General features: G+C 61.5%; 26 protein-coding genes. 14 read left to right on the forward strand and 12 right to left on the reverse strand.

Translation table 11 applies throughout. The features are described from left to right. The first annotated feature begins 85 nt into the window (after nucleotides 1-85). The 4 genes from ETW24_RS12540 (at nucleotide 86) to ETW24_RS12555 (ending at nucleotide 3,727) form a co-directional block, all read left to right on the forward strand. On the forward strand, nucleotides 86-733 hold the full coding sequence (locus ETW24_RS12540) for an SDR family NAD(P)-dependent oxidoreductase (protein ID WP_129371356.1): 648 nt from the start codon (nucleotides 86-88) through the stop codon (nucleotides 731-733). Nucleotides 734-956: 223 nt separating this feature from the next. Further along, the gene (gene surE / locus ETW24_RS12545; RefSeq protein ID WP_129371357.1) at nucleotides 957-1,739 is read left to right on the forward strand and encodes a 5'/3'-nucleotidase SurE; all 783 of its coding nucleotides are present in this window, start codon (nucleotides 957-959) and stop codon (nucleotides 1,737-1,739) included. Further along, nucleotides 1,736-2,383, forward strand: a complete 648-nt coding sequence (locus ETW24_RS12550; RefSeq protein WP_129371358.1) for a protein-L-isoaspartate(D-aspartate) O-methyltransferase — start codon at nucleotides 1,736-1,738, stop codon at nucleotides 2,381-2,383. Before surE ends, ETW24_RS12550 begins: the two co-directional genes overlap by 4 nt. Nucleotides 2,384-2,485: 102 nt before the next feature. After that, nucleotides 2,486-3,727, forward strand: coding sequence for a peptidoglycan DD-metalloendopeptidase family protein (locus tag ETW24_RS12555; RefSeq protein ID WP_129371359.1), 1,242 nt, complete (start codon nucleotides 2,486-2,488; stop codon nucleotides 3,725-3,727). Nucleotides 3,728-3,812: 85 nt separating this feature from the next. Here ETW24_RS12555 and ETW24_RS12560 read toward each other — a convergent pair whose 3' ends face one another. The 3 genes from ETW24_RS12560 to ETW24_RS12570 all read right to left on the reverse strand — a co-directional run bounded on the left by ETW24_RS12560 (nucleotide 3,813) and on the right by ETW24_RS12570 (nucleotide 5,578). After that, nucleotides 3,813-4,655, reverse strand: a complete 843-nt coding sequence (locus tag ETW24_RS12560; RefSeq protein WP_129371360.1) for an ATP-binding protein — start codon at nucleotides 4,653-4,655, stop codon at nucleotides 3,813-3,815. Between the two features lie 89 nt (nucleotides 4,656-4,744). Further along, nucleotides 4,745-5,188, reverse strand: a complete 444-nt coding sequence (locus ETW24_RS12565) for a hypothetical protein (protein WP_129371361.1) — start codon at nucleotides 5,186-5,188, stop codon at nucleotides 4,745-4,747. Between the two features lie 21 nt (nucleotides 5,189-5,209). Continuing rightward, a complete protein-coding gene (locus tag ETW24_RS12570; RefSeq protein ID WP_129371362.1) occupies nucleotides 5,210-5,578 on the reverse strand; it encodes an antibiotic biosynthesis monooxygenase family protein in 369 nt (122 codons plus the stop codon). Nucleotides 5,579-5,652: 74 nt separating this feature from the next. Between ETW24_RS12570 and ETW24_RS12575 the strand changes: the two genes are divergently transcribed. Beyond that, nucleotides 5,653-6,084: a MarR family winged helix-turn-helix transcriptional regulator gene (locus ETW24_RS12575; RefSeq protein ID WP_129371363.1), complete on the forward strand. Its 432-nt coding sequence runs from the start codon at nucleotides 5,653-5,655 to the stop codon at nucleotides 6,082-6,084. A 111-nt stretch (nucleotides 6,085-6,195) separates the two neighbouring features. On the opposite strand, the gene tatC is transcribed toward ETW24_RS12575, so the two are convergent. Genes tatC through ETW24_RS12590 form a run of 3 tightly spaced genes read right to left on the reverse strand, consistent with a single transcriptional unit; the run spans nucleotide 6,196 to nucleotide 7,808 of the window. Further along, nucleotides 6,196-7,110, reverse strand: coding sequence for a twin-arginine translocase subunit TatC (gene tatC / locus ETW24_RS12580; RefSeq protein WP_129371364.1), 915 nt, complete (start codon nucleotides 7,108-7,110; stop codon nucleotides 6,196-6,198). Then, on the reverse strand, nucleotides 7,107-7,586 hold the full coding sequence (tatB, locus tag ETW24_RS12585) for a Sec-independent protein translocase protein TatB (RefSeq protein ID WP_129371365.1): 480 nt from the start codon (nucleotides 7,584-7,586) through the stop codon (nucleotides 7,107-7,109). Before tatB ends, tatC begins: the two co-directional genes overlap by 4 nt. A gap of 6 nt (nucleotides 7,587-7,592) precedes the next feature. Further along, on the reverse strand, nucleotides 7,593-7,808 hold the full coding sequence (locus tag ETW24_RS12590) for a twin-arginine translocase TatA/TatE family subunit (protein ID WP_129371366.1): 216 nt from the start codon (nucleotides 7,806-7,808) through the stop codon (nucleotides 7,593-7,595). A gap of 226 nt (nucleotides 7,809-8,034) precedes the next feature. On the opposite strand from ETW24_RS12590, the gene ETW24_RS12595 reads away from it, so the two are divergent. Then, nucleotides 8,035-8,343: a hypothetical protein gene (locus tag ETW24_RS12595; protein ID WP_129371367.1), complete on the forward strand. Its 309-nt coding sequence runs from the start codon at nucleotides 8,035-8,037 to the stop codon at nucleotides 8,341-8,343. Between the two features lie 80 nt (nucleotides 8,344-8,423). Continuing rightward, nucleotides 8,424-9,098: a helix-turn-helix transcriptional regulator gene (locus ETW24_RS12600; protein WP_129371368.1), complete on the forward strand. Its 675-nt coding sequence runs from the start codon at nucleotides 8,424-8,426 to the stop codon at nucleotides 9,096-9,098. 64 nt (nucleotides 9,099-9,162) lie between these two features. Here the strand turns inward: ETW24_RS12600 and ETW24_RS12605 are convergent, their stop codons facing one another. The 5 genes from ETW24_RS12605 to ETW24_RS12625 form a co-directional block, all read right to left on the reverse strand. Further along, a complete protein-coding gene (locus tag ETW24_RS12605; RefSeq protein ID WP_129371369.1) occupies nucleotides 9,163-10,014 on the reverse strand; it encodes a GNAT family N-acetyltransferase in 852 nt (283 codons plus the stop codon). Between the two features lie 43 nt (nucleotides 10,015-10,057). Then, nucleotides 10,058-11,164 (reverse strand): ABC transporter ATP-binding protein, encoded by a 1,107-nt coding sequence (locus ETW24_RS12610; protein ID WP_129371370.1) that lies wholly within the window; start codon nucleotides 11,162-11,164, stop codon nucleotides 10,058-10,060. Nucleotides 11,165-11,243: 79 nt separating this feature from the next. Next, on the reverse strand, nucleotides 11,244-12,293 hold the full coding sequence (locus ETW24_RS12615) for a methyltransferase domain-containing protein (protein WP_129371371.1): 1,050 nt from the start codon (nucleotides 12,291-12,293) through the stop codon (nucleotides 11,244-11,246). A gap of 152 nt (nucleotides 12,294-12,445) precedes the next feature. After that, nucleotides 12,446-13,567, reverse strand: coding sequence for a hypothetical protein (locus ETW24_RS12620; RefSeq protein WP_129371372.1), 1,122 nt, complete (start codon nucleotides 13,565-13,567; stop codon nucleotides 12,446-12,448). Nucleotides 13,568-13,578: 11 nt separating this feature from the next. Further along, the gene (locus ETW24_RS12625) at nucleotides 13,579-14,358 is read right to left on the reverse strand and encodes an SDR family oxidoreductase (RefSeq protein WP_129371373.1); all 780 of its coding nucleotides are present in this window, start codon (nucleotides 14,356-14,358) and stop codon (nucleotides 13,579-13,581) included. Between the two features lie 216 nt (nucleotides 14,359-14,574). On the opposite strand from ETW24_RS12625, the gene ETW24_RS12630 reads away from it, so the two are divergent. From ETW24_RS12630 to ETW24_RS12640, 3 genes are all read left to right on the forward strand, one after another. After that, nucleotides 14,575-15,588, forward strand: a complete 1,014-nt coding sequence (locus ETW24_RS12630; protein ID WP_129371374.1) for a Hint domain-containing protein — start codon at nucleotides 14,575-14,577, stop codon at nucleotides 15,586-15,588. A gap of 147 nt (nucleotides 15,589-15,735) precedes the next feature. Continuing rightward, on the forward strand, nucleotides 15,736-17,538 hold the full coding sequence (locus ETW24_RS12635; protein WP_129372928.1) for a CHASE domain-containing protein: 1,803 nt from the start codon (nucleotides 15,736-15,738) through the stop codon (nucleotides 17,536-17,538). A 15-nt stretch (nucleotides 17,539-17,553) separates the two neighbouring features. Then, a complete protein-coding gene (locus tag ETW24_RS12640; protein WP_129371375.1) occupies nucleotides 17,554-17,976 on the forward strand; it encodes a response regulator in 423 nt (140 codons plus the stop codon). Nucleotides 17,977-18,243: 267 nt separating this feature from the next. Here the strand turns inward: ETW24_RS12640 and ETW24_RS12645 are convergent, their stop codons facing one another. Next, the gene (locus tag ETW24_RS12645; RefSeq protein ID WP_129371376.1) at nucleotides 18,244-19,851 is read right to left on the reverse strand and encodes an ATP-binding protein; all 1,608 of its coding nucleotides are present in this window, start codon (nucleotides 19,849-19,851) and stop codon (nucleotides 18,244-18,246) included. A gap of 197 nt (nucleotides 19,852-20,048) precedes the next feature. On the opposite strand from ETW24_RS12645, the gene ETW24_RS12650 reads away from it, so the two are divergent. The 4 genes from ETW24_RS12650 to ETW24_RS12665 all read left to right on the forward strand — a co-directional run bounded on the left by ETW24_RS12650 (nucleotide 20,049) and on the right by ETW24_RS12665 (nucleotide 24,980). Beyond that, nucleotides 20,049-21,656: a peptide chain release factor 3 gene (locus ETW24_RS12650; RefSeq protein WP_129371377.1), complete on the forward strand. Its 1,608-nt coding sequence runs from the start codon at nucleotides 20,049-20,051 to the stop codon at nucleotides 21,654-21,656. Between the two features lie 42 nt (nucleotides 21,657-21,698). Further along, complete coding sequence (locus ETW24_RS12655) at nucleotides 21,699-22,454, forward strand: hypothetical protein (RefSeq protein WP_129371378.1); 756 nt, start codon at nucleotides 21,699-21,701, stop codon at nucleotides 22,452-22,454. Next, nucleotides 22,444-23,388: a glycosyltransferase family 2 protein gene (locus ETW24_RS12660; protein WP_129371379.1), complete on the forward strand. Its 945-nt coding sequence runs from the start codon at nucleotides 22,444-22,446 to the stop codon at nucleotides 23,386-23,388. The genes ETW24_RS12655 and ETW24_RS12660 overlap by 11 nt, the downstream gene beginning before the upstream one ends. Before the next feature lie 182 nt (nucleotides 23,389-23,570). Next, on the forward strand, nucleotides 23,571-24,980 hold the full coding sequence (locus ETW24_RS12665) for a DEAD/DEAH box helicase (protein WP_129371380.1): 1,410 nt from the start codon (nucleotides 23,571-23,573) through the stop codon (nucleotides 24,978-24,980). Nucleotides 24,981-25,051: the final 71 nt, after the last annotated feature.

Below are 25,051 nucleotides of genomic sequence, written 5' to 3' on the forward strand. Positions count from 1 at the left end.
AGAAATTTGCCAGGATTTTTCCAAAATTCCTGGCCTGGGCCGCCGCCCCTTGACCTGCCCGTGCGCGCAGCCCACAAGACGTGCCATGACAGATAAAATCGCTCTCATCACCGGCGCGTCGCGCGGCCTTGGCAACGCCCTGGCCGAGGCGCTTGCGCCCACCCATCACATTGTTGCCGTGGCCCGCACCACCGGCGCGCTGGAAGAGCTGGATGACCGCATCAAGGCCGCAGGCGGCTCTGCCACCCTGGCGCCGATGGATATCACCGTGCCCGAGGCGATGGCAACGCTCTGCCGTGGCATCCACGACCGCTGGGGCAAGCTGGACCTGTGGCTGCACACCGCGATCCACGCAACCGCGCTTTGCCCGGCGCCTTCTGTGGCAGCCAAGGACTGGACCAAGGCCGTGGCTGTCAACGCCACTGCGACCTCGGTGCTGATCCCCTATGTCGCGCCGCTTTTGGGCCAATCGGGCCGCGCAGTGTTCTTTGATGACGCACGCGCGGGCGAGAAGTTTTATGGCACCTATGGCGCCACCAAGGCGGCGCAGATGGCGCTGGCCCGCAGCTGGCAGGCGGAAACCGGCCGCACCGGCCCGCAGGTGCGGATCCTGGAGCCGCAGCCGATGGCCACAGCCCTGCGCGCCCGTTTCCACCCGGGCGAGAACCGCGATGCACTGACCCCGATCCAGGTCGAGGCCGCGCGCCTGCTGCCGCAGATCCTGGCAGACTGACGCTGACTGTCAGCCCGCGCCGCGCGCCAGCGCGGCGCCCGGCCCAACGCCCGGGACGGCATCTTTGATGCAGCCCCAGGGGGCGGGAGAGCACCCGGCTGGTCTGTTGCCTCCCTGCCCCGCTTTGCGGCTGATCCTGCTTCACTCCGCGAAAACCTTGCCCCGTTCCGGCACAGGTCCTATTCAATCGAAAACCCGGTTGAACACGGCAGGCAGACACCCCATGCGCATACTGATCACCAATGACGACGGCATCAGCGCCGAAGGGCTGAAGGTCCTGGACGCCATCGCCCATGAGGTCGCAGGCCCGGACGGCGAAGTCTGGACCGTGGCCCCGGCGTTTGAACAATCCGGCGTCGGCCATTGCATCAGCTACACCCGCCCCACCATGCTCAGCCAGCTGGGCGAGCGCCGCTTTGCCGCCGAAGGCTCTCCCGCCGATTGTGTGCTGGCGGGCGTTCATGTGGTGATGCAGGGCGTAAAACCCGACCTGGTGCTGTCCGGTGTGAACCGCGGCAACAACTCGGCTGAAAACGCGCTCTATTCCGGCACCCTTGGGGGCGCCATGGAAGCCGCACTGCAGGGCATCCCGGCGATGGCGCTGTCGCAGTATTACGGCCCTGCCAACCGCGAGACGGACAATCCGTTTGAGGCCGCCGCCGCGCATGGGGCTGCGCTGGTGAAAAAGATCCTGGCCGCCCAGCCGCAGGACCAGCAGGATTACAGGCTGTTTTACAATATCAACTTCCCGCCGGTCCCGGCCGCAGAGGTGAAGGGACCCCGTGTGGCCACCCAAGGGTTCCGTCGCGGCAGCCATTTTTCCGCGGAAGAACAGCTGTCGCCCACCGGGCGCCGCTGCCTGTGGATCCGCGGCGGCAACCAGCAGGTCGAGACCGCCGCCGGTTCGGACGCCGCGGTCAACCTCGACGGTTATATCTCTGTCACTCCGATGCGTGCCGACCTGACCGCGCGCGATGCATTTAACGCGCTGAAGGCAATTGAATGAGCGGTCCCGATCCCGAAACCAAGATGCAATTCCTGTTCTCTGTGCGTTCGCGCGGGGTGACGGAGCAGCGGGTGCTGGAAGCCATCGAAGCGATCGACCGCGGCATGTTTGTGCGCGGCATCTTTGCAGAACGCGCCTATGAGGACGTGCCGCTGCCGATTGCCTGCGGCCAGACCATCTCGCAGCCTTCTATCGTGGGCATGATGACCCAGGCGCTGCAGATCTCTCCGCGCGACACGGTGCTGGAGGTCGGCACCGGTTCCGGCTATCAGGCGGCGATCCTGTCAAAGCTGGCACGCCGGGTCTATACCATCGACCGCCACGCAAGGCTGGTGCGCGAGGCGCGGGCCGTGTTCGAGCAGCTGCAGCTTGCCAATGTGACCTCGCTGGTCGGCGACGGCAGCCACGGCCTGAGCGAACAGGCGCCGTTTGACCGGATCATCGTGACCGCTGCCGCCGAAGATCCGCCAAGCCCCCTGCTGGCGCAGCTCAAGACCGGCGGCATCATGGTGCTGCCGGTGGGGCAATCCGACCATGTGCAGACCCTGATCCGGGTGCGCAAAACCGAAGACGGGCTGGACTATGACGAGCTGCGCCCGGTGCGCTTTGTGCCGCTGCTTGAGGGATTGGGCAAGGACACGTAAACTACCGGCGGATTTCAGCCGCCCCCCGGACGGCATGGGCTATAGTGATTGACGCGAGCGAACCCCCGCGAAAAAGGGGAAGCGTGTTTTGAGGAGAGCAAAATGACCCGGACCCCCCCCAACCGGACCGCATTCCGCGGCCTGCCCCGTGCAAGGCTGCTGGCCGCATTGCCGCTGGCCGGGATGCTAACCGGGGTGCTGGCCGCCTGCCAGGGCCCGCTGGACTACGATCTGCGCGGCCAATTGGGCGCCTTTAACACGGCAGGCGCGGCGCAGTCTGCAACCGCGAACCGGCCTTCGCCGGATGCCCGCGGCCTGATCTCCTACCCCTCTTATCAGGTGGCGGTGGCGCAGCGCGGCGATACCGTTTCGGACGTCGCGGCCCGCATCGGCCTGCCGCCTGCGGAAGTGGCCCGGTTCAACGGCATGGAAACCAGTGACAAGATGCGCCAGGGCGAAGTGCTGGCGCTGCCGCGCCGCGCGCCGGACAGCCTGCCTGGCAGCGCCACTGCGGGATCCGTCGATATTGCAACGCTGGCGGGCCAGGCCATTGACACCGCGCCGCTGACCTCGCCCAACCCCGGTTCCGTCACCCCTACTGCAATCCAGCCGGTGCCCAAGCCGCAGCCGCCCAAGGTGCAGGCCGGCCCCGAGCCGGTGCGCCACAAGGTGAAACGCGGCGAGACCGCCTATACTATCTCAAGGCTTTACCAGGTGCCGGTGAAATCGCTGGCGGAATGGAACGGCCTGGGCAGCGATTTTGCGGTGCGCGAAGGCCAGTTCCTGCTGATTCCCTTGAAAGAAGAGCCCGCACCCCGGCCGACCCCGGCCGCTGCTGCCGTGGCAGTCACCGAACCGGGGGCCGGTTCCGAAACGCCGGTGCCGCCAAGCGCCAGCCAGCCGTTGCCGGAGGAAAAGGTCGAGCCCGCCGCTGTCAAACCTGCGGCGGAAACCCTGCCCAAGCCGGAGCTGCCCAAACCCACCCGCGCCAGCAGTGCTGCCATGGCCTATCCGGTGCAGGGCAAGATCGTCAAAACCTACTCCAAGGGGCGTAATGACGGTATCGACATCGCTGCCGCTGCCGGTGCGCCGGTGAATGCCGCCGAGGCCGGAACTGTGGCTGCGATCACTAAGGATTCCAATAATGTGCCGATTGTGGTGATCCGCCACAGCCAGAAACTGCTGACGGTCTATCAGAACGTTGGCAATATCACCGTGAAGAAGGGCGAAAGCGTGGTCCGCGGCCAGCGCATCGCCTCGCTGCGCGGCGGCGACGATGCCTATGTGCATTTCGAAGTGCGCGACGGATTTGAGAGTATCGACCCGCTGAGCTACTTGAACTGACGGCGGTAAGGATCTGCGAACAAACGAAAGCCCGGAAAAATCGCCGGGCTTTTCTTGTTTCGGGCATTACGGGCCCCGTTGCGGCCTATCGCAACGCCACCCCGTGCCGCCCGGCCAAGTCGGTAAAGAACTGCCAGGCCACCCGGCCCGACCGCGCGCCGCGGGTCGCCTGCCATTCAATCGCCGCCGCCCGCAACTCCTCTGCATCCGCCTCGACGCCATAAGCTGCGCAGTAGCCCGCAATCATCGCCAGATATTCGTCCTGATCACACGGATGGAAACCCAGCCACAGGCCGAACCGGTCCGACAGCGAAACCTTCTCCTCCACCGCTTCTGATGGATTGATGGCGCTGGAGCGTTCGTTCTCAATCATGTCCCGCGGCATCAGGTGGCGCCGGTTCGAGGTGGCGTAGAACACCACATTTTCCGGCCGCCCCTCGATACCGCCGTCCAGCACCGCCTTGAGGCTTTTGTAATGCTGGTCGTCATGGCTGAACGACAGGTCGTCGCAAAACAGGATAAACCGGTTCTCCGAGCCGCGCAGGTGGTTCAACAGACGCGCCACCGAGGGCAGATCCTCGCGCTGGAGTTCCACCAGTTTCAGCTTCGGGTGATCGGCCGCCAGCGCGCCATGCACGGCTTTGACAAGGCTGGATTTCCCCATCCCCCGCGCGCCCCACAACAACGCGTTGTTGGCCGCAAACCCTTGGGCAAACCGGCGGGTGTTTTCCAGCAGCGTATCGCGGGAGCGGTTGATGCCGACCAGCAGATCCAGATCAACCCGGTTGACCTGTTCCACCGCTTCCAGACGCTCCGGCCCAACATGCCAGACAAAGGCGCGGGCTGCGTCGAAATCAGGTGTATCCAAAGGTGCCGGCGCCATCCGCTCCAGCGCCTCGGCGATACGGGTCAATGCGATCTGGTCCATGGGGTGCCTCCGTCCGTCAGTTGCCGGATTTCAAAGCATGTTCCAGGCGGGGCGGCAAGAGCGGAGAGACAGGGAGCATGGCCGCAAGCCTAGGCCATGCTTTTTCTGCGTGCGGCCATTCTGCGGCCATCCCGGATGTTCAAGCCCATCATTGCAAGGTTCAGCGCACCGGCTAATAACTCAATGCCCTGCACGACGATGAAGGCAACGTCAAAATTTCCGGCGCTTGCCCGTGCCTCAAGAAAGAATGCTGCCGGCAGGAGAACCAGCACTCCATTTGCGGCAATAAGGGGCATGCGCTTCATTTTTGCACGGGCCGGGGCATCCTTGCGCCGGCGTCCGATCGCCATGCCAGAGCCCCCGGCAAGGACCATCGCCGGGATCAGCGCAAACATTCCCATTAGGATTCTGGATTTGACCAGAGCAATGGTTTCCGGTGTTCCCAAAATCTCGCTGAGCACTGTGGACGTCCAGAACGTCAGGATAATCAGGAAGGCGGCAACACCAGCGGCTGCATGGATTTTCTGTTTCATATCAATCTGATCCGGAATAAATCAAGCGACACAATGATTGGCGACAGCCAATTTTTTGAAGAGATGCGGCTTGGCGGTTGCGCTTTCCGGGTACTGTGCAATGCGGCGTTGGAATTCGGGGTGCATGAATGCCGCGCGAAAGCTTTGCACGTCCTGCCAGACAGCATAGTTCACATAGGTCGCGCTGCCAGCGATACCCTTGTGCATCTGTGTCGAAATGTACCCGGGCTGCGCCTTCATGAAATCAGCGTCATGCGCCCAGGCATCCAACAGGGCTTGCTCGTCAGCCGGGTCGATGGTGAACAGGTTCATCAGAACAACCGGGCCTTCTTCGGCATCCATCTGTTCGGCAAGTGTGACGGCGGCGTCAAGTTCTGCAATTCCAGGCATGCTGGCTCCTTTCACATCAACATAGCATGCTATGTATCATTGCATAGCATGCTATTCAAGTGCAGATCTGGCACATGAAATTCGAAAAACAAAACTCTGCCGGTTATCTGGTGAATTACACCGCCCGCCTGTTTGCCGCCGGCTTGCAGGAACGTATCATCCCGCTTGGGATTACCATTGGGCAATTCCCGATTCTGCTGGAACTCTGGGTCAAAGACGGGGTGACCCAGCGCGAGCTGCTTGAAAAACTGGCGTTGGAACAGGCGACCCTTGCAAACACGCTGAACCGCATGGAAAGAGACGGGCTGATCGTCAGGAAGAAACACCCGTCGGACGCGCGGTCACAGCAAATCTGGCTGACTGCAGCAGGACAGGCTCCGCGGGACAGCGCATATCAGGCCGCCAACGCACAGAACGAGCAATCCCTTGCCCCTTTGTCAAAGGAGGAGAGAGAACAGTTCAAGGGGCTGATGCGCAAGATAATCAGCGCTGCGAACAAGGGCTGACTGCGGACGTCAAGGCCGGAGACCTGATTTCACTGCCATAGATCAATTCTCGCAGAAAGGAAAAAGGCGCACCGTTGCCAGCGCGCCTTTCTGTTTCATGCCATCGCCGGCCTACTTGTCTTTGCCGTCTTCAGCTTCGAATTCAGCCATCATCGGATCGTCGGGATGGGCGTCCATCTCGTCCGCGCCGTCATCCTCATCGTCATAATACCCCTCGGCGCGCAGCTTGGCTTCACGCTTGACCTCAACCCGGCGGACCAGGAAGATCGAGATCTCGTAGAGGCCGTAGACCACCACAAACAGGATCACTTGCGTGATCACATCCGGCGGCGTCACCAATGCTGCCAGCACCAGAATCGCCACCACCGCATATTTGCGGACGGCGCCCAGGCCGTCGGCGCTGACCAGCCCGGCCTTGCCCATCAGCGTCAGCAGCACCGGCAGCTGGAAGCACAGGCCAAAGGCCACGATGAACTTGATGGTCAGGTTCAGATATTCCTGCGCCGAGCCCTGGAAGACCACGCTAAGGCCCTGGTTCACTTCCTCGCCGGTGACAGCTTCGCCACTGTTGCCGAACTGCTGGAACCCAAGGAAGAAGTCATAGGCCAGCGGTGTCACCACGTAGAAGGCAAAGCTGGCGCCCAGGATGAACATAAAGGGCGAGGCAATCATGAAGGGCAGGAACGCGCCCTTTTCATTCTTGTAAAGCCCCGGCGCCACAAAGCGCCACATCTGGAAGCCGATATAGGGAAATGCCAGGATAAAGCCGCCCAGGAAGGAGATCTTGATCGCGACAAAGAAACCCTCCTGCGGGCTGATGAAGATCAGCGCACAGTCCTGTCCGCCCTCGGCCAGCACCTGGCACAAGGGCGCAGTGAGAAAGTTGAACACCGGCGTCGCAACGGTGAAACAGATCACCATGCCGACGATAAAGGCCGCAACCGAATGAATCAGCCGGTTGCGCAGTTCGGCCAGATGCTCGATCAGCGGCGCGGTTGAGTCATCGATCTCATCCGTGTTGCTCATGATTTGGCCTCTTCTTCCGTTTTCGGCGCCGCAGGCTTCAGCGCCGCCTCGGCCTCCTCGGCCTTGGCCAGCGCCGCTTCGGCCTCGCGCGCCTTGCGTTCAGCTGCGGCACGCGCAGTAGACGCCTGAATCTTCTTGGCGTCCTCAGCCCGCTCAGCAGCCAGCTTGCCGGTTTCGCTTTCGGGGTCGAATTTGGTCGGGTCGATCGATTTGGCCATTTCCTGCGCTGCCTGTTTCACCCCGTCCATGGCAGAGCCCATGGGGTTCGATGCAGCCTTGAGGCCCTTGGCCATATCGTTGATCCCGGCCTCATCCGCCGCGTCATGCATCGCCCGGCTGAATTCGCGCGCCATCCCCTTGGCCTTGCCCACGAACCGTCCCACATTTCGGAACAGCACCGGCAGGTCCTTGGGGCCGACCACGATCAGCGCGACCACGCCAATGACCAGCAGTTCGGTCCACCCAAGATCAAACATAGACGGTTATGCCTTGTCTTTTTCGGTCTCGGGCGTGACGTCTTTCGCTTCGGCGGCGGTATCTTCTTCCAGCTCCTTGCTGCCTTCGCTGATGCCCTTCTTGAACGAGGTGATGCCTTTGCCGACTTCGCCCATCAGCGAGGAAATCTTGCCGCGGCCGAACAGGACCAGAACCACGACAGCGATAAGCAGAATGCCAGGCAGGCCGATGTTGTTGAGCATGAGAGTCTCTCCTTCTTGTTCCAGCGCGGATCAGCGGCGCCGGTGGAATTATTCGCTACGGGTTTAGCGCGGGCTGCGCGTTGAGCGAAAGCAACTCTGCGCGCGCAATGCACCCGCAAACCCCGGATTCCGCGTTTTTTGCAGGCAGCCCGCAGTCAACTGACATGTATATGTCAGTTGCAGCCCGGTAAATCCACCCCATCACAAACACCAAAGGAGAAACGTGATGAGCAAACATGTCGCCGAAATCGTGACTTTCAAACTGGCCGCAGGCGTGAGTCCCGAGAAATTCGTCTCTCTCAGTCAGGCAACCGAGGCTTTTGTCCGTGCCCAGGCAGGGTTTGTCCACCGGCAGCTGAGCCAGGGAGAGGACGGCAGCTGGACCGACTATGTGATCTGGAGGGACATGGAAACGGCCCGCAAGGTCGCGGCGGAATTCCACAATCAGGATTTTTGCGGCGATCTGATGGCAGCAATTGCTCCGGATACGGCCAATATGCGCCATGAAACCGTGCTGTGGGACATGGCGTCCTGATCTGAACCCGGCGGCGTCCGGCAGTCCTGCCGGGCGCTGCTCTTGACCTTGCACCCTGTCCCGCGCCAAGGGTTGTTCCCATGCGCCGCACCGACCGCCTTTTTGAAATCATCCAGATCCTGCGCGACGGGAAGCTGCACCGCGCCCTGGACATTGCCGAACGGCTGGAGGTCTCGACCCGCACCATCTACCGCGACATGGATACGCTGGCGGCTTCCGGCGTGCCGGTCGAAGGAGAGCGCGGTGTCGGCTATATGGTGCGCGAGCAGATCAGCCTGCCGCCGCTGACGCTGACCCCGGAAGAACTGGAGGCGCTGAATCTCGGCATGGCAATCGTGGCCGAGGCCGCCGACCCGGACCTCAAATCCGCAGCCCAGTCATTGGCGGCCAAGGTGGACGCGGTGCTGCCGGAACAGACCATCGCCGAAGCCGACGCCTGGAAATTCGCGGTCTACCCCTTCTCGGACGCAGCGCGCGCCCTTGCCCATATGCCGGCCCTGCGCGCCGCCATCAAAGCCCGCCAGAAACTGCAGCTCAGCTACCGCCGCATCGACGGCACCCTGACAGACCGCAGGATCCGCCCTCTGCACATGGAATACTGGGGCCGGGTCTGGACCCTTACCGCCTGGTGCGAGACCCGCGGCGCCTTCAGGGTGTTCCGCGTCGACCTGATCGAGGACGCCTCCGCCCTGCCGGAACTCTTCGTCGACGAACCCGGCAAACGCCTGCAGGACTATGACCCATACGGCTCCTGAGTCCCGGTATTCACCTTTGCAAAAATACTCCGGGGGAGGCCCGCAGGGCCGGGGGCAGCGCCCCCTATCCCAGCTCGAAACTGGTGACACCGTAGATCAGATCCGTTTCCAGCTGCGGCGCCGCACCGCGGTACATCCGGGCGGTTTCAAAAACCGGCGCCAATCCCAGGGAGCGCGCCAGATCCACCGCAGCAGCATGGGGTTCCGGCACATCCAGAAACACCTCCTGCCCTTCCGGCAGTTCTTGCAGCAGCCGCGCCACCACCGCTTCTGCCGCCGGGCGCGACGTGGCAACAAGCGGCCCGATCTTGCAGCCGCTGGCGCAGGGCCGCAGGGTGCCAAAAGCAGCAAGGCCGCCATGCTGATGCGCGGCGCAGGACACATGCCCCTCAGCCCCCAGCCAATGCTGCCAGAACCCCCGGCGCGGCGCTGGGAAGACGCGGGCATCCAGCGCCTCCAGCTCTGCCCCCGGTTCTGTCAGCGGTGTCACCTCATAATCCTGCGAAACCGCCAAGCCGCCGGACAGCACCCCGCCAAAGCGGATGTTGCGATAGGCCAGTTCAAAGCCGGAGCGGCGGTAGTTCCCCTGCTGGTCCACTACACCGTCCAGGCCAACAACCCGGCTCCCGGCGTGTTCCAGCGCCTTTTGCCACAGGGCATAGCCATACCCCTGCCCGCGATGCTGTGATGCAACGATGTAGAAACCGAGGAAGGCAAACGCCTGCCCGTAATTCACCACCGAGATGCAAGCAATCATCTGCCCGTCCAGGAAACCGCCCCAGAACCCTTTTGGATCGGCGGAGCCGAAACAGGCGGCGTCCCGATGGCCGGGGTTCCAGCCTTCACGCGCGGCCCAGTCAACGGCAATCTGGATTTCCGCGCCGCTCAATGCCCTGATCCGATAGCTATCCTGCAACTGCACCTCCTGTCTATTTGGAGACAAAAATGCCCTTCAACTATCACGCAGGAAAGACAAAACAGCGGTTGCGCCGCACCGTCAGCCACATCACCCGGCCTTTTTCCGGCAAGAACACATTGGGCACCGTGGCCCTCAGGATCGAGCCGTCAAACTCCATCCGGAACTCCACCAAGCTCTCGCTGCCCAGGAACCGCGCCCGTTCCACCACCGCGCGCGCAGGCACCCCGTCGCTGGGGGTAGGCAGCGGCCCCTTGCCCGCCCGGTCGAAATCAATCCGCAGATGCTGCGGGCGGAACACGATCTCGACCGCGGTTCCATCCGGCACGCCGGGGGCCAGAAACTGGCCGAATGCGGTCTCGGCCAATGCTCCGCGCACTTCGGCCTTCAGCACATTCACATCGCTGAAGAACGCAACTGCGGCCTTGTCCACCGGATGGGTATAGACGTTGTAGGGCGCGCCTTGCTGCACGATTTTCCCGCCGCGCATCAGCGCGATCTCGTCGGCCATGCGCATCGCCTCTTCCGGCTCATGGGTGACCAGCAGAACGGCGGTGTCTTCTTCTTTCAGCAGGCTCAGCGTCTCATCCCGGATACCGTCGCGCAGACGGTTATCGAGGCCGGAGAACGGCTCATCCATCAGCATGATCCTAGGGCGCGGCGCAATCGCGCGGGCCAGCGCCACCCGCTGCTGCTCGCCGCCTGACAGCTGGTGCGGGTAGCCGTCAATGAAACGTTTCAACGCCACCCGGTTCAGCAATTCCTCGACCCGGGCGCGTTTTTCGTCCTTGCTGCCCTTCAGGCCGAAACCGACGTTGTCGGCGACGCTCAGGTGCGGAAACAGGGCGAAATCCTGGAACATCAGCCCGATTTCGCGCCGTTCCGGCGGCACCCGGAACACGGTATCGCAGATCAGCTTGCCGTCGACATAAATCTCGCCGCTGTCCTGCATCTCCACTCCGGCGATCATCCGCAGCGTGGTGGATTTGCCGCAGCCCGAAGGCCCCAGCAGGCAGGTCACCTGCCCCGCCTGGATCTGCAGCGAAACGTCATCCACCACTGCGCGTCCCTCAAAGAAGCGCTTGATGCTGCGGATCTCCAGACGCGGCGGCGTTTGCGTGCTGATCAGGTCGGCGGGGGCAGTGTTCATGGGGCCTCGGGGCTGTTTTCCGCGCGAAACGCTGGGGTCACGCCGGGATAGCAACCCTGCCGCAAGGCCGCAAGCCGCTCTAGCAGCAGCCCTGCGCGGCACCGTCCTGTTCCAGCCCGTTGAAAGGCGAATTGCCACCGCAGCCCGCAAAGATCCCGTAGTGAGTGTCAAACGAGCCGATGAAGTCGAAATGCGCCGCCAGACGGCCGCCCTGCAGCATCATCCAGGTATTGCCGCAGACAGGAAACACCTTGCCCGCCTCGATCACATGATGATCATCCAGCGCAAAGACATGCGGCGCGTGTTCGATGGTGCCTTTGTAGATCACCGCCTGGCCGTAATCCTCGCAGGCCGGTTCAAGTGCGGCCAATTTGAACAGCCTGTAGGTGGCCGAGAGGAACTTCAGCGGCTGAACACGTGTCTCCAGCGCCGGGTTCTCGATCGTCAGCAGCCGCGAGGTCACCATGCGCGGGTCTTTGAATCCGGAATCCTTTGCAATGCTCAGGAAGTCGTTCCAATAGAGCGCGCCGGACAGGCATTCACCATAGAGCACCTCATCCTCCGCCATCGCCTGCGGCACCCGGCGGTCGGCATAGACGTCCGAGAAATACATCTCGCCGCCCTCTTTCAGCAGGTGATGCGCGCCGCGCAGCACCGCGCCCTTGTCGGTGGCCAGGTTGATCACGCAGTTGGAGACGATGATGTCAAACGAGCCCGGCTCCAGGTCCAGATCCTCCAGCTGTTCAATGTAGCCGTGATGAAATTCGACGTTCGACTTGGCATAGCCAAAGGCCTCGGCGTGGTAGTCCTGATGGCGGCGGGCGATGTCCAGCTGCGCCGGGGTCATATCGACACCGACAACCTTGCCAGCCTCCCCCACCAGTGCAGACAGCGCATAAACATCGCGGCCCGCGCCGCAGCCCAGATCGAGGATCCGCGCACCCGCCAGCGCTTCCGGCGCGATCAGCCCGCAGCCGTAATAGCGGGTCAGCACCTCGTCATGGATTTTCGACAGAACCGCCTTTACATGGTCCGGCATGTCATCCGGCGTGCAGCAAGCGTTGGTCTGGAGATCATCGCTGCCCTGCAGCACCTCGCCGTAATAGGTCTGCACGTTTTCATGTTTCATGGGGACGCCTTTCCTGTGGTTCCGGACCACTGGGATAGCGGCGTGCAAGATAGGCGGCAATCCGGGCAGCGGGCGGCCTGACGCAACTGTGATGGAGCGTGGGCGGCGGGATCGGCGCTGCCCGGTCTATCAACCGGGCGGAAGGAGAAGATTCAGCTTTCCGGCAGCAGCTCAAACGCGGCTCCGGCCCGTATTTTGCCGTTCACCATCAGCTCAATCCGGTGCGGCCCGGGCACCAGCTTGAACGTTGTGGCATCGCCTTTCAGCCTGTGTTTCTTGGCCAGCTCCAGCCTGCCATTGGTGATTTTTGCCTGTTTCAGCTTGAACACCTTGGCCGAGGCCTTGCCGCCAGGGCGCTGGAAATGCAGGATATAATCCACCAGAACCGGCGCGCCAGCCGCGCCTTCCAGCCGGCAGGTGAAATCCAAGGCCGCGCCGATACGCACCTTATCCGGCACCTCAATCAGCGCTTCCAATGCCAGTTCCGGGTCGTAGCCCAGCATCGCCATCGCCCGCGGATGGCCCGCCTTGACCAGCCCGCGCAAGGCATGGGAGGTCATCCAGTCCAATTCCTTGCGGTCCTGAACCCCTGCACCGTGCCAGCCCTGCAGCCGGTCCATCACCAGGTCCGGGTCCTTTTTGGCAATGTCGTTCAGATGGTTGGCGACCGACCGCGTGACATAGCGGGTGCCGTCGCCGTGCAGCTGGTCCAGCAGCGGCAGCGGATCCGACAGGGTCAGCCCCACTGCCTCGCCCCAGGGCAGGCGCGGCCGGGTGCCCTCGCTGACAAGGCGCCGTACATGATAGCTGGAATGGGTGGACCATTCCCCCAAGCGCGCCAGAACCACATCCGGCCAGCGGTTCAGAAAGGGGCGGATCGCCCACTCCATGGAAAACCGCTGGGTGATCTCCTCCAGCAGATCTAGCGACAGGCCGGGATGCGCCCCGGCGCCTTTGACCGCCACATACTCCCCCAGAGGCGCAAAGATGAAATCGCCGAAATCATCGTCGCTCTTGCCGGGATCCAATGGCGGCGGCAGTGCTTTCAACAGGATCGGTGCAGCCTCGGGCAAAGCCTGTGGCAGATGATCCGCCAGCACTTGCGCAATCAAAACGATCCGCTGTTTCAGCTCCAGCTCCGGCAGTTTTGCCATCACCTGGGCTTCAAACGCCTCAGCATCAAATCCAGCCTCAGCCGCTGAAAAAAGGCCCGCCAGATAGCGGACCTTGTCGCGGTTGAACAGCTGGTCCTTCAGGGAAAAGCCGCTGGCCATTTCTGGGTTCCTTACATCGTGGTGTTGGTGGCGCCGCCATCCAGAAGGATGTTCTGACCAACCATGAAACCGGCGTGCTGCGAACACATGAAGGCGCAGGTGGCGCCGAACTCGGCCCGGGTGCCATAGCGGCCTGCCGGTATGGTGGCACAGCGCTGTGTCTTGGCTTCTTCAGCCGTGATCCCCTGCGCCTTGGCCGCACCGCCATCCAGCGAAACGGCACGGTCAGTGGCATGAATGCCGGGCTGCAGGTTGTTGATGATGACGCCCTGGCCGGCCACCTGCCGCGCGGTGCCCGCGACATAGCCGGTCAGGCCCGCGCGCGCCGCGTTCGACAGCCCCAGCACCGGGATCGGCGATTTGACTGAAACCGAGGTGATGTTGACCACCCGGCCCCAGCCGCGGTCGATCATGCCGGGCACCAGCGCCTTGATCAGCGCAATCGGGGTCAGCATGTTGGCATCCAGCGCGCTGATGAAATCCTCGCGGTCCCAGTCGGTCCACATGCCCGGCGGCGGGCCGCCCGCGTTGGTCACCAGAATGTCCACGCCGCCAGCCGCATCCAGCACCTGTTTCCGACCGTCTTCGGTGGTCACATCCGCCGCGACGGTGACCACATCCACGCCGTACTGATCGCGGACCGCCTGCGCTGACACCTCCAGCGCCTCCGCACCGCGGGCGTTCATCACCAGGTTCACACCAGCCTCTGCCAGCGCCTCGGCGCAGCCCAGACCCAGCCCTTTGCTGCTGGCACAGACCAGCGCGCGCTTGCCCGAAATACCCAGATCCATCGTCGTTCTCCCTCGGGAATCTTGTCCGTTTCGCGGAGCTTGCACCGCCTGCACCCGGATGGCCAGCCCCGCGGCCGGCCGGACCGCAATCAGCCGGCAGCGTGAAACTGCCGGAAAATTTGCCCCTTCCCACCCCCTTTCCGCCACATTCTCACAGCAAATCTAATTGACGGCCCGGCCTGAGGGCCCGCATATGGAATCGAATACCGGCCGCACATGGGACAGATTTTGACCGCCAGCCTCTCCTCCGTCCAGGCCTACCCGGCCGAGCGTTTCCGCGTCGAATACGGCGCCAACATGGGCGATCCCCTGGGCGTGCTCGAAGACCTGGTGCTGGACGACATCTACCTGCTGAACAACCCGGTGCCGCCGCAGCGGCTGAGCATCGCCACCCATCACGATGGCAGTTTCCGCATCGCCGGCGACACCGCCCTGGGCACCCCGGGTGCGGCGCTGCATCTGGACTGCCTGCTGACGCTGATGCCCGATAGCGGCCCCAATACCGAGATCCTGGTAATGGTCGAAGTGGACGGTGACGGGCTGATTGCCGGTATCTTTCTGGTGCCGCTGGCCCCTTTGCAGGCGCATATGCCCTATACGCTGGTCAAGGCCGGGCGCAAATCGGCCCGGCGCAAGCTGGCGCAATCCGCCTGCGTCTCCTTTACCCGCGGCACCCGCATCACGCTGGCCACCGGCGCGCAGCGCCTGATCGAAGACATGCGCGCAGGCGACCGTGTCCTGACCCGGGACGACGGTATTCAGGAGGTGCGCTGGGTTGGCCAGTCCACCCTGCGCGCGGTTGGGGATCTGGCCCCGATCCTGATCCGCCAAGGCGCCTTGAACAACGCAAACGACCTGATAGTCAGCCCCGCCCACCGGCTGATGGTCTATCAGCGCAGCGACGAAATCGGCGCGGGCGCGCCGGAGGTCCTGGTCCGCGCCCGCGACCTGGTGAATGGCGGCACCGTGGTGGTGCTGGACGGCGGCTTTGCCGATTATTTCCAGATTCTGTTCGACCGTCACCACATCATCTATGCCGAGGGGATTGCGGCTGAGAGCACCTTCCTTGACCCGGTGACAAGCCCGGCTTTACCAGACGATTTCTGGACCTTGCGCCCCGGCACCCTGCCAGCGCAGCACAAGCGCGGCGCCCATGGCCTGGACGTGAGCCGGTCACTGCTGGACCGCCCCGATGCAGTGGGTCTGCTGAAGCGGGCCTCGCTGCGCTAGTTTTCTGCTTCCGCGTGTTCTCCGGGCAACATAATCCCGGATTGGGCTGCGCGTACAAACGAACCACAACCCAGATGCGAATTTATCGTTCATTAAGGACTGCAAAGATAGAATGCGCTGGACGCATAGCGGGCTGTGAGCACACCGATGAAGACGATTTCCCCTATTCAGAAATGGCGCTTATTCTTCAGGAACAGTCACATCTCGCTGATCCATGCACTGGTCATTGGCCTGTCGCTGATGATGACCATCGGCGCCTGGCTCTACGCCGAAACGCAGACGCAAAACCGTGTCGAAAATGCCTTTAATGCAGCCCGCGATCAGGCCGTCGGCTTGATTGCAGCCCGCATGGAGAAATACGAAGAAGCCCTATGGGCCGGTGTATCAGCCATCCAATCCAATGATGGCGACATGAGCTATGAGCAGTGGAAAATCTTCGCGCATTCCCTGCGGGTTGACGAAAGGTACCCGGGGATCAACGGGATCGGCGTCATTCACCATGTAGACCCGTCCCAATTTGACAGCTACCTGCGGACCCGGCGGACGGAACGGCCGGATTTTTCAGTCTATCCCGCGCATGGCAACAGCATTCACTTGCCGATCTCGTTCATTGAGCCGGAGGATCTGAATGCAGCGGCCGTGGGACTGGACGTTGCCCACGAACTCAACCGGCGGAATGCCGCATTGGACAGCCGCTCAAGTGGCGAAGCCAGGATTACCGGCCCCATTGTACTTGTTCAGGACGAAAGCAGCACGCCTGGTTTCCTGTTTTACGCCCCCTTTTATTCCGGAGGAGACGCTGACAGCCAATCAGAGCGCGAGCAGCGCTTTGACGGCATGGTCTACGCGCCGTTCGTGGTCCGGAAGCTGATGGCCGGCCTGCTGTCCAAGGAGCTGAGGAATGTGCGGTTCAGTATCAGCGACCAAGGAGAGCGGATCTATAATGAACATGACCCGGCAGATCCCCAGTTTGATCCCGCTCCCAAGTTTGCAGAGAAGGTGCTGCTGGAAATATACGGCAGAAAATGGACCATTGATATCCGCACCAATCTTGGGTTCCGCCAGGCAAACTCCTATTCTCAGCCGACTTTAATACTGATTGCCGGCCTGGTGATCGAAGCCTTGGTCATTTCGCTGTTGTTTTTCATGAGCCGGTCAAACCAGCGCGCCCAGGCTTATGCGGAAAGGGTTACGGCCGATCTGCAGCAGGAGACCGCGAAGCTGGCCAAGGCCAACGCGGAACTGGAACAGTTTGTCTACATCACCTCCCATGACTTAAAGACGCCCGTTCGCGGCATAAGCACGCTTACCGAGATGATCCTGGAAGATCTGGAAGACTATTTTCAATCCGCAAATGCAGACCCCGAGGTTGCTGCCAACCTGGCGCGGATCACTGAACGGGTGGGCCGGATGAACGATCTGACCCAAGGTGTGATGGAATTTTCGCGTATTGGAAAACATGAGGAATCTGAACAGATACTCAACCTTGGCGAGGTGATTGAAACACTGAAATCGGATTTCAGCCTTTCCGATGGCCAGCTTGAGCGGCTGGGAGACGTGGAAACCATTGCCACGGATACCTTCAACTTCCGCCGTGTCCTGGAAAACCTTGTTGGCAATGCGGTCAAGTATCATCCCGCGCCGGACACCGCGAAGATATCCGTCAGCATTGTGGACGCAGGCGACCGGTATGACATATCTGTAAGGGACGATGGCGACGGTATTGCGCCGGAATTCCATACTAAAATTTTCGAAGTCTTTCAAACTCTGCGGCGCCCGAACCAACCCGAAAGCACTGGCATTGGCTTGGCTATTGTGAAAAAAACGGTCGAACAGCATGGGTTTGGGGTTGAGTTGAAATCCGAGGTTGGACACGGCGCTGATTTCAGGTTTTGCTGGCCGAACAAAGGGGCTGCACACTCCTCTGCAAACCAAGAGAAAGCCGCCTGACGTGGAGAGCACGAAATGAATATCCTTTTGGTCGAGGACAATGACCTGGATGCGCTTATTCTGGAGCGCACTCTGAAGAAACTCTCCCCTGCTGCACAAATTGTCCGGGCATGCGATGGGCTGGAAGCGCTGGAAATCCTGACCACCGACAAGCTGCAGGACGTTCCGCACCCCTTTTTCATTCTGCTGGACATCAACATGCCGCGCATGAACGGGCATGAATTCCTGGACGCCCTGAGGGCAAAGGAAGATATTTCCAGCAACATCGTTTTCATGTTCACGACGTCCGAAAATCCGAAAGACATATCCCGGGCCTACGCCCGGAATGTGAGCGGCTACATTGTGAAGCCGATCTCTTCAGCCGGCACGCGGAAGGTATTGGGCGCGTTGCAGGATTTGTGGGATATCTGCACACCTCCTATCTACTGCAGCGCATAATCCGCACACACCGGCCGCAGGGCAAAACGGCTGAACATCTGAAGCGGGCGCCCGGTCTCTGGGCCTATCCTTCCCGTCACTGCCTGCAGCGGCTGTTGATACGGCCACAGCGAGCTGCGGGCGCGCGGCATATCCTTTATGATCCTGGATGCGGACACACAGGTGTGCGGCCCTTGAGATGCGCGGGATTGCGTTGGTGCAGCAGACCAGGCCGGCAGGCCCCGGTCCGGGAAACCTGCAGCAGGTATTTTGCGCAATTGCCCCCGCCTACCGCAGGATACGCGCCAAAAGCTCAGCCTTGCGGAAGGGTTTGGACAGAAAATCGTTCATCCCCACGGCCATGCAAGCCTCCACGTCGCTAGGCTGCGCATTGGCTGTCAGCGCAATGATCGGGCATTCCGGCAGCGCTGCGTCCTGCTCATACTGCCGGATTTTCCGAGTGGCCTCGAGCCCGCCCAGAACCGGCATCGACAGATCCATCAGGATCAGGTCGCAGCCGGCAGAGATATATGCCTCAAAGGCGAGCTGCCCGTTGGCCGCAAACTGCAGGTCTGCGCCAGTAGGTTTCAACATCTTCCTGACCACCAGCTGGTTGGTCCTGTTGTCTTCAGCGACAAGGATCTTCATCCCCTTCAACGCCTCTGCCGGCAGCTCTGACGGGGTGTTTGCCGCCTGAATATTCAACGCCAGTCTTTGATCCTGAACGCAGGAAACGCCGTCTTCCGGGCTGGCGGCGCCATCCTCTGCATCCGCCTGCCTTAAATCCAGATGGACCGTAAAGACCGCCCCCTGCCCCGGCACCGATGCCACGTCGATCCTGCCGCCCATCCGCTCAACCAGCGCCCGGGTGATCGCCAGTCCCAGGCCGGTGCCCTCTACCACCCTTGTGGTCTGGCGGTTGACCTGTTCGAATGCAGAAAAAATCTGTTCAATCTGCGATTGGTCGATCCCCGGGCCGGTGTCGCTTACAGAGATGCGCAGCGGCAGTTTCGCAGCGCCGGGGTCATAGGAAACACTGGCAGTGACATGGCCGGTGCCGGTGAATTTGATCGCATTACCCAGCAGGTTCATCAGGATTTGCCGGATCTTGCTGGCGTCCCCGATAAAAGCCCGCGGGGCGTCAGCGGGATAATCGGTGCGAAGATCGAGCCCCTTGTAGGCCGCCTTTGCCCACAGCAGGGTCCCCACATCCTGGACAAGGTCCAACAGGGAAAAGGGAGCATCCCGCAATGAGATTTTGTCCGCCTGAATTTTGGAAAAATCCAGGACGTCGTTGATCACGCTCAGCAAGGCGGTGGCCGAATTGAAAATCGTGTCCGCAAACAAAGCCTGCTGGTCGTCAAGTTCTGTTTCTTTCAGCAATTCACACATCCCGAGTATGCCGTTCATCGGGGTTCTGATTTCGTGGCTCATGTTGGCCAGAAACCGCTCTTTTGCCTGGCTTGCCTCCTCCGCCTTGTCCAGGGCCAGCCGGGTGAGTTCCAACGCCTCGTCCCGCTCACGCTCAGACGTGATATCAGTGGAGGAGCCAACGAGGTAAACCAGCCTGCCGTTATCATCGAAGACGGGCCGCAGCGTCGTGCTGAGGTATTTTGTTTTCTGAACAGCCGGAAGGACGATGTCGTAAGTGGATTCCCTGCCTGCAGCAATGACGTCAAGGTGGTGGTTCAAGGCGCGGCGGCCAGTCGCCCCGCCATAAAGCTCAAGCGCGGTTTTGCCGGCGAAATCGTCAAATCCGAGCTTGGTGAATTCCCGCGCCTTTGTATTCATTGCCACATAGCGCGGCAGGCCGTCGCCCCCCACTTTCAGGACGATCACTGCAATTTCGACTGAGTCCAGAACTTCAAAATGATCGGAAAATTCATCTTGTTGCACGAGTTATTCCTGCAGTGGCATTGTTTTCAAATCCGGTTGCCCGCATTCATTCAAATAGACTTACAAGATATTCGTTAGCGAAACATAGGCAAACCGGAATTTGGATCTGTTTGTTGCCGCTTGATGGCCGGCAGCTTGCCCGGCGGCGGCCCCTGTTTTCCTTGCCACGCTTGCGGATTCTGGATACAGCCACCCCCATGTTGGACACCGCTTCAAACCACCCCGAACTGCCGCCCGAAATTGCTCGGCGCCGGACCTTTGCGATCATTTCGCACCCTGACGCCGGCAAGACCACGCTGACTGAAAAGTTCCTGCTTTACGGCGGTGCGATTCAGATGGCCGGCCAGGTGCGCGCCAAGGGTGAGGCGCGGCGCACGCGTTCGGACTTCATGCAGATGGAAAAAGACCGCGGAATCTCGGTCTCTGCCTCGGCGATGTCGTTTGATTTCAGCGGCTTCCGCTTTAACCTGGTGGATACGCCCGGCCACTCGGACTTCTCCGAGGATACTTACCGCACGCTGACGGCGGTGGATGCGGCAGTGATGGTGATCGACGGCGCCAAGGGCGTGGAAAGCCAGACCCAGAAACTGTTTGAAGTCTGCCGCCTGCGCGACCTGCCGATCCTGACCTTCTGTAACAAGATGGACCGGGAAAGCCGGGACACCTTTGAGATCATCGATGAGATCCAGCAGAATCTGGCAATTGACGTGACACCTGCCAGCTGGCCGATCGGCGTCGGCCGCGAATTCATCGGCTGTTATGACATGCTGCGAGATCGGCTGGAGCTGATGGACCGCGCCGACCGCAACAAGGTTGCAGAAAGCATTGAAATCAACGGCTTGGATGACCCAAAGCTGGCTGAACATGTGCCGGAACACCTGCTGGAACAGCTGTTGGAAGAGGTCGAGATGGCCCGCGAACTGCTGCCCGCACTGGACCCTCAATCGGTGCTGGAGGGGCATATGACCCCGATCTGGTTCGGCTCGGCGATCAACTCGTTCGGTGTGAAAGAGCTGATGGACGGTATCGGCGCCTATGGCCCCGAACCGCAGCCGCAATCCGCCCAGCCCCGCCAGGTGGCGCCGGAAGAAAAAAAGGTCGCGGGTTTCGTTTTCAAGGTGCAGGCCAATATGGACCCCAAGCACCGCGACCGGGTGGCTTTTGTCCGCATGGCGTCGGGGCATTTCAAACGCGGCATGAAACTGACCCATGTGCGCACCAAAAAGCCGATGGCGATTTCCAACCCTGTGCTGTTCCTGGCCTCGGACCGCGAACTGGCGGAAGAGGCCTGGGCCGGCGATATCATCGGCATACCAAACCACGGCCAGCTGCGTATTGGCGATACGCTGACCGAGGGCGAGGCAATCAGGGTCACCGGCATCCCGTCGTTTGCACCGGAACTGCTGCAAGGTGTGCGGGCGGGCGATCCGATGAAGGCCAAGCATCTGGAAAAGGCGCTGATGCAGTTTGCCGAAGAAGGGGCTGCCAAAGTGTTCAAGCCCTCGATCGGCTCCGGCTTCATCGTCGGCGTTGTCGGCCAGTTGCAGTTCGAGGTTCTGGCCTCGAGAATCGAGATGGAATACGGCCTGCCGGTGCGGTTTGAGGCCAGCCAGTTCACCTCGGCCCGCTGGGTCAGCGGGGAGCGGGCAGCCGTGGACAAGTTCACCAACGCCAACAAGCAGCACATCGCCCATGATCACGACGGCGATGTTGTGTATCTGACGCGGCTGCAATGGGACATCGACCGGGTGGTGCGCGACTATCCGGACTTGAAACTGACCGCGACCAAGGAAATGATGGTCTGACAGAAACGCCGCATTTAGAAAAACAGCGCATTGAAACCCGTCATGGACCTGGATCAACAGAACTACCCTGGCGGTTTTTTTGCGCTGATGCGGCGGCTGGAGACACGCGAGGCGCCTTTCGACGATCCGCTGTCGGTGCTGCCGCCCCCGGACGTTGATCTGAATGCACTTAAGGCAGCGTTGGTCTCCTGCGCACCTGACATGACCAGCATGCCGGAAAACCGCAGGCACGCGTTGCGCAAGCAGGCGATTATACGCGCAGAGTTTGTTGGCCAGTCTGAACTTTGGGCGCTTCATGCAGTTTGCATTGCCATACTGCGCAGGCGCGCCGCCCCGCCGCAAGCGCGGCAGTTGTTTCTGCGGATCTGGTCGGAACAGGGCGGCGCGCTGGCCCGCGAACTGCCAGTGCGCTGGATGATATCGGCAGCGGCTACATTTGCCGATCATGGGGAAACCATGGACCAGCGCTTGGGCGGACAGGGATTGATGCTGCTGTTCGACCTGATCAAGCTTCACGACAGTGAGCGCCGTCAGAGCGGACAGAAAAACAGCGTTGGCTTTCCCCGGACCCGCGGCGGCTCAAAGCCGGATGATCTGGGCTTTGGCTTGGAGCCCTATTCGCTGCCAAACGGGGATTTGGACAAGAACATGCTGGCCCGGCTGTGGCGCTATGCCGAGAATGACGCGGTTCTTCGGCCTTTGGGAACACGCATGCTGCAGATGGTCATGAATGATCCGCGCAGCATCTTCGCCCGGATCCAACGCTATAAGAACAGGCCCGCCTCTGATGAGCGGTGAGCAGATCAAATGGGGTGTCGTCAGCACCATCAAGGCACACGCAGGCGATATCCTGACCTTTGCGGCCCATTACCTTGAGGCCGGGGCGCACAGGCTGTTTCTGTATCTGGACGCCCCCTGCCCGGACGCATTTCCGCATCTGAAAGCACATCCGAAGATCCGGGTCACCGAGTGCAACGAGACCTACTGGCGGCGGATGGGCCGACGGCCGGTCAAGCACCAGGTGCGGCAATCCGCGAATGCCAGCCGCGCCTACCAGCGTCAGGCCGGGGATGTGGACTGGCTGCTGCACTGCGACGTGGACGAATTCCTGTGGTCTGCAGGGTCTGTTGCCGCCCGGCTGGCGGCGCTGCCACCTGTCATCCGCTGTGCCCGGGTGCGCCCGGTTGAAGCCCTGGCGGGCGGCGGCGGCACGGCTTTCAAAGGATATCTCCCGGTCGCTGACCAGGACGCCCGTGCCGCGCGGCTGTACCCGCAATTCGGCAAGCATCTCAAAGGCGGTTTTCTGAGCCATGTCCAAGGCAAACTGCTTACCCGCACCGGCATCGACGGCCTGGAGATTCGGATTCACAATGTTTTGCTGGACGGCGGCATGAATCCCGGCCAGGCCGAACTGGACGGCATGGATCTGTGCCATTTCCATGCCGCGGACTGGCAAAGCTGGATCAGCCATTACCGGTACCGGCTGCAAAAAGGCTCTTACCGGGCCGGGCTTGCCCCCTCCCGGTCACGGGACACCGGGGGAATCACTGCGCACGAACTGCTCAGCACGATTGAAGCGGATCACGGAGAGGCCGGCCTGCGCGTCTTTTTTGACGAAGTTTGCGCCGATAGCCCTGACCTGCGGAACCGCCTGCAGGCTGAGGGGCTGCTAAAGATCCGAAAACTGGATTTGGACACAAAACGGCGGAAACACTTTCCCGAATTCGGCTGAATTGTCTCTCTGATGCAAATGGGCGGGACAAAAGAACAGCAAAACCCGGCAATAATTGACGATCACGCGGGATTTTGCTATGCCGCCACACGAGCCGGCAGCTGCCATCCCGCATGACCTTTGCGGAGCCGGTTGCAACACACACGCGCGGGCCAGGTCAGTGTCCGCAATGACGGATACATATGACAAAATTCTCCGATCTGAACCTTAATCCCAAGGTCCTCAAAGCTGTTGAGGAAGCTGGATATGAAACCCCCACTCCAATCCAGGCCGGGGCGATTCCATCCGCACTGGAGGGACGCGACGTTCTGGGAATCGCCCAGACCGGCACCGGCAAGACTGCGTCTTTCACGCTGCCGATGATCACCCTTCTGGCGCGCGGCCGCGCCCGCGCCCGGATGCCGCGCAGCCTGGTCCTTTGCCCCACCCGCGAGCTGGCGGCCCAGGTAGCGGAGAACTTCGACACCTATGCCAAACATGTAAAGCTCACCAAGGCACTGCTGATCGGCGGGGTTTCGTTCAAGGAACAGGACGCGTTGATTGACAAAGGCGTCGATGTCCTGATCGCTACCCCCGGCCGCCTGCTGGACCATTTTGAGCGCGGCAAGCTGCTGCTCACCGGCGTGCAGATCATGGTGGTGGACGAGGCCGACCGGATGCTCGACATGGGCTTTATCCCGGATATTGAGCGGATCTTCTCGCTGACGCCGTTCACCCGCCAGACGCTGTTCTTTTCGGCCACCATGGCGCCGGAGATCGAGCGGATCACTAACACATTCCTGTCAGGCCCGGCCCGGATTGAAGTGGCCCGCCAGGCCACTGCGTCGGAAACCATCGAACAGACCGTCGTGCAGTTCAAAGCGTCCCGCCGCGACCGCGAAGCAACGGAAAAACGCCGGGTACTGCGCGCGCTGATTGATGGCGAGGGTGACAAGCTCACCAATGGCATCATCTTCTGCAACCGTAAAACGGATGTGGATATCGTCGCCAAATCGCTCAAGAAATATGGTTATGACGCAGCGCCGATCCATGGCGATCTGGATCAAAGCCAGCGGACCAAGACTTTGGACGGTTTCCGCGAAGGGGCCTTGCGCATCCTGGTGGCGTCCGATGTGGCCGCGCGCGGCCTTGATGTGCCCAGCGTCAGCCATGTGTTCAATTTCGATGTGCCCGGCCATGCCGAGGATTACGTCCACCGGATCGGCCGCACAGGGCGCGCCGGCCGCGAGGGCAAGGCCATCACCATCTGTATTCCGCGCGATGACAAGGCGTTGGATGCGGTGGAAAAGCTGCTTCAGAAAGAGATCCCGCGTCTGGACAACCCGGTGAAGCCGGAACCCAAGGCGGAAAAACCCGCGCGCGCCGCCAAGCCGGCAGCGGACACCCGCACGGCCAAGCCGGAGGCGGAAGCCCGCGAGCCCCGCAAGGAGGCGCCCCGCGGCCCCCGCAAGGACGAAACGCCTGCGCAAAAGCCCGAACGCTCTTCGGGCCGCGGTAAATACGGTAAACGCGACGACAAATCCGTGGTCGGCATGGGTGACCATCTGCCCAGCTTCATCGCCCTCAGCTTTGCAGAGCGCCGGGCCGGCTGACCGGCACTGCCAGACATTTTTTGCAGGCCGCTCCTCCTCGGGGCGGCCTTTTTTCATTGCGGCTGCAGAAG

The sequence above is a fragment of the Leisingera sp. NJS204 genome (assembly GCF_004123675.1).
In the GTDB taxonomy this organism is placed as follows: domain Bacteria; phylum Pseudomonadota; class Alphaproteobacteria; order Rhodobacterales; family Rhodobacteraceae; genus Leisingera.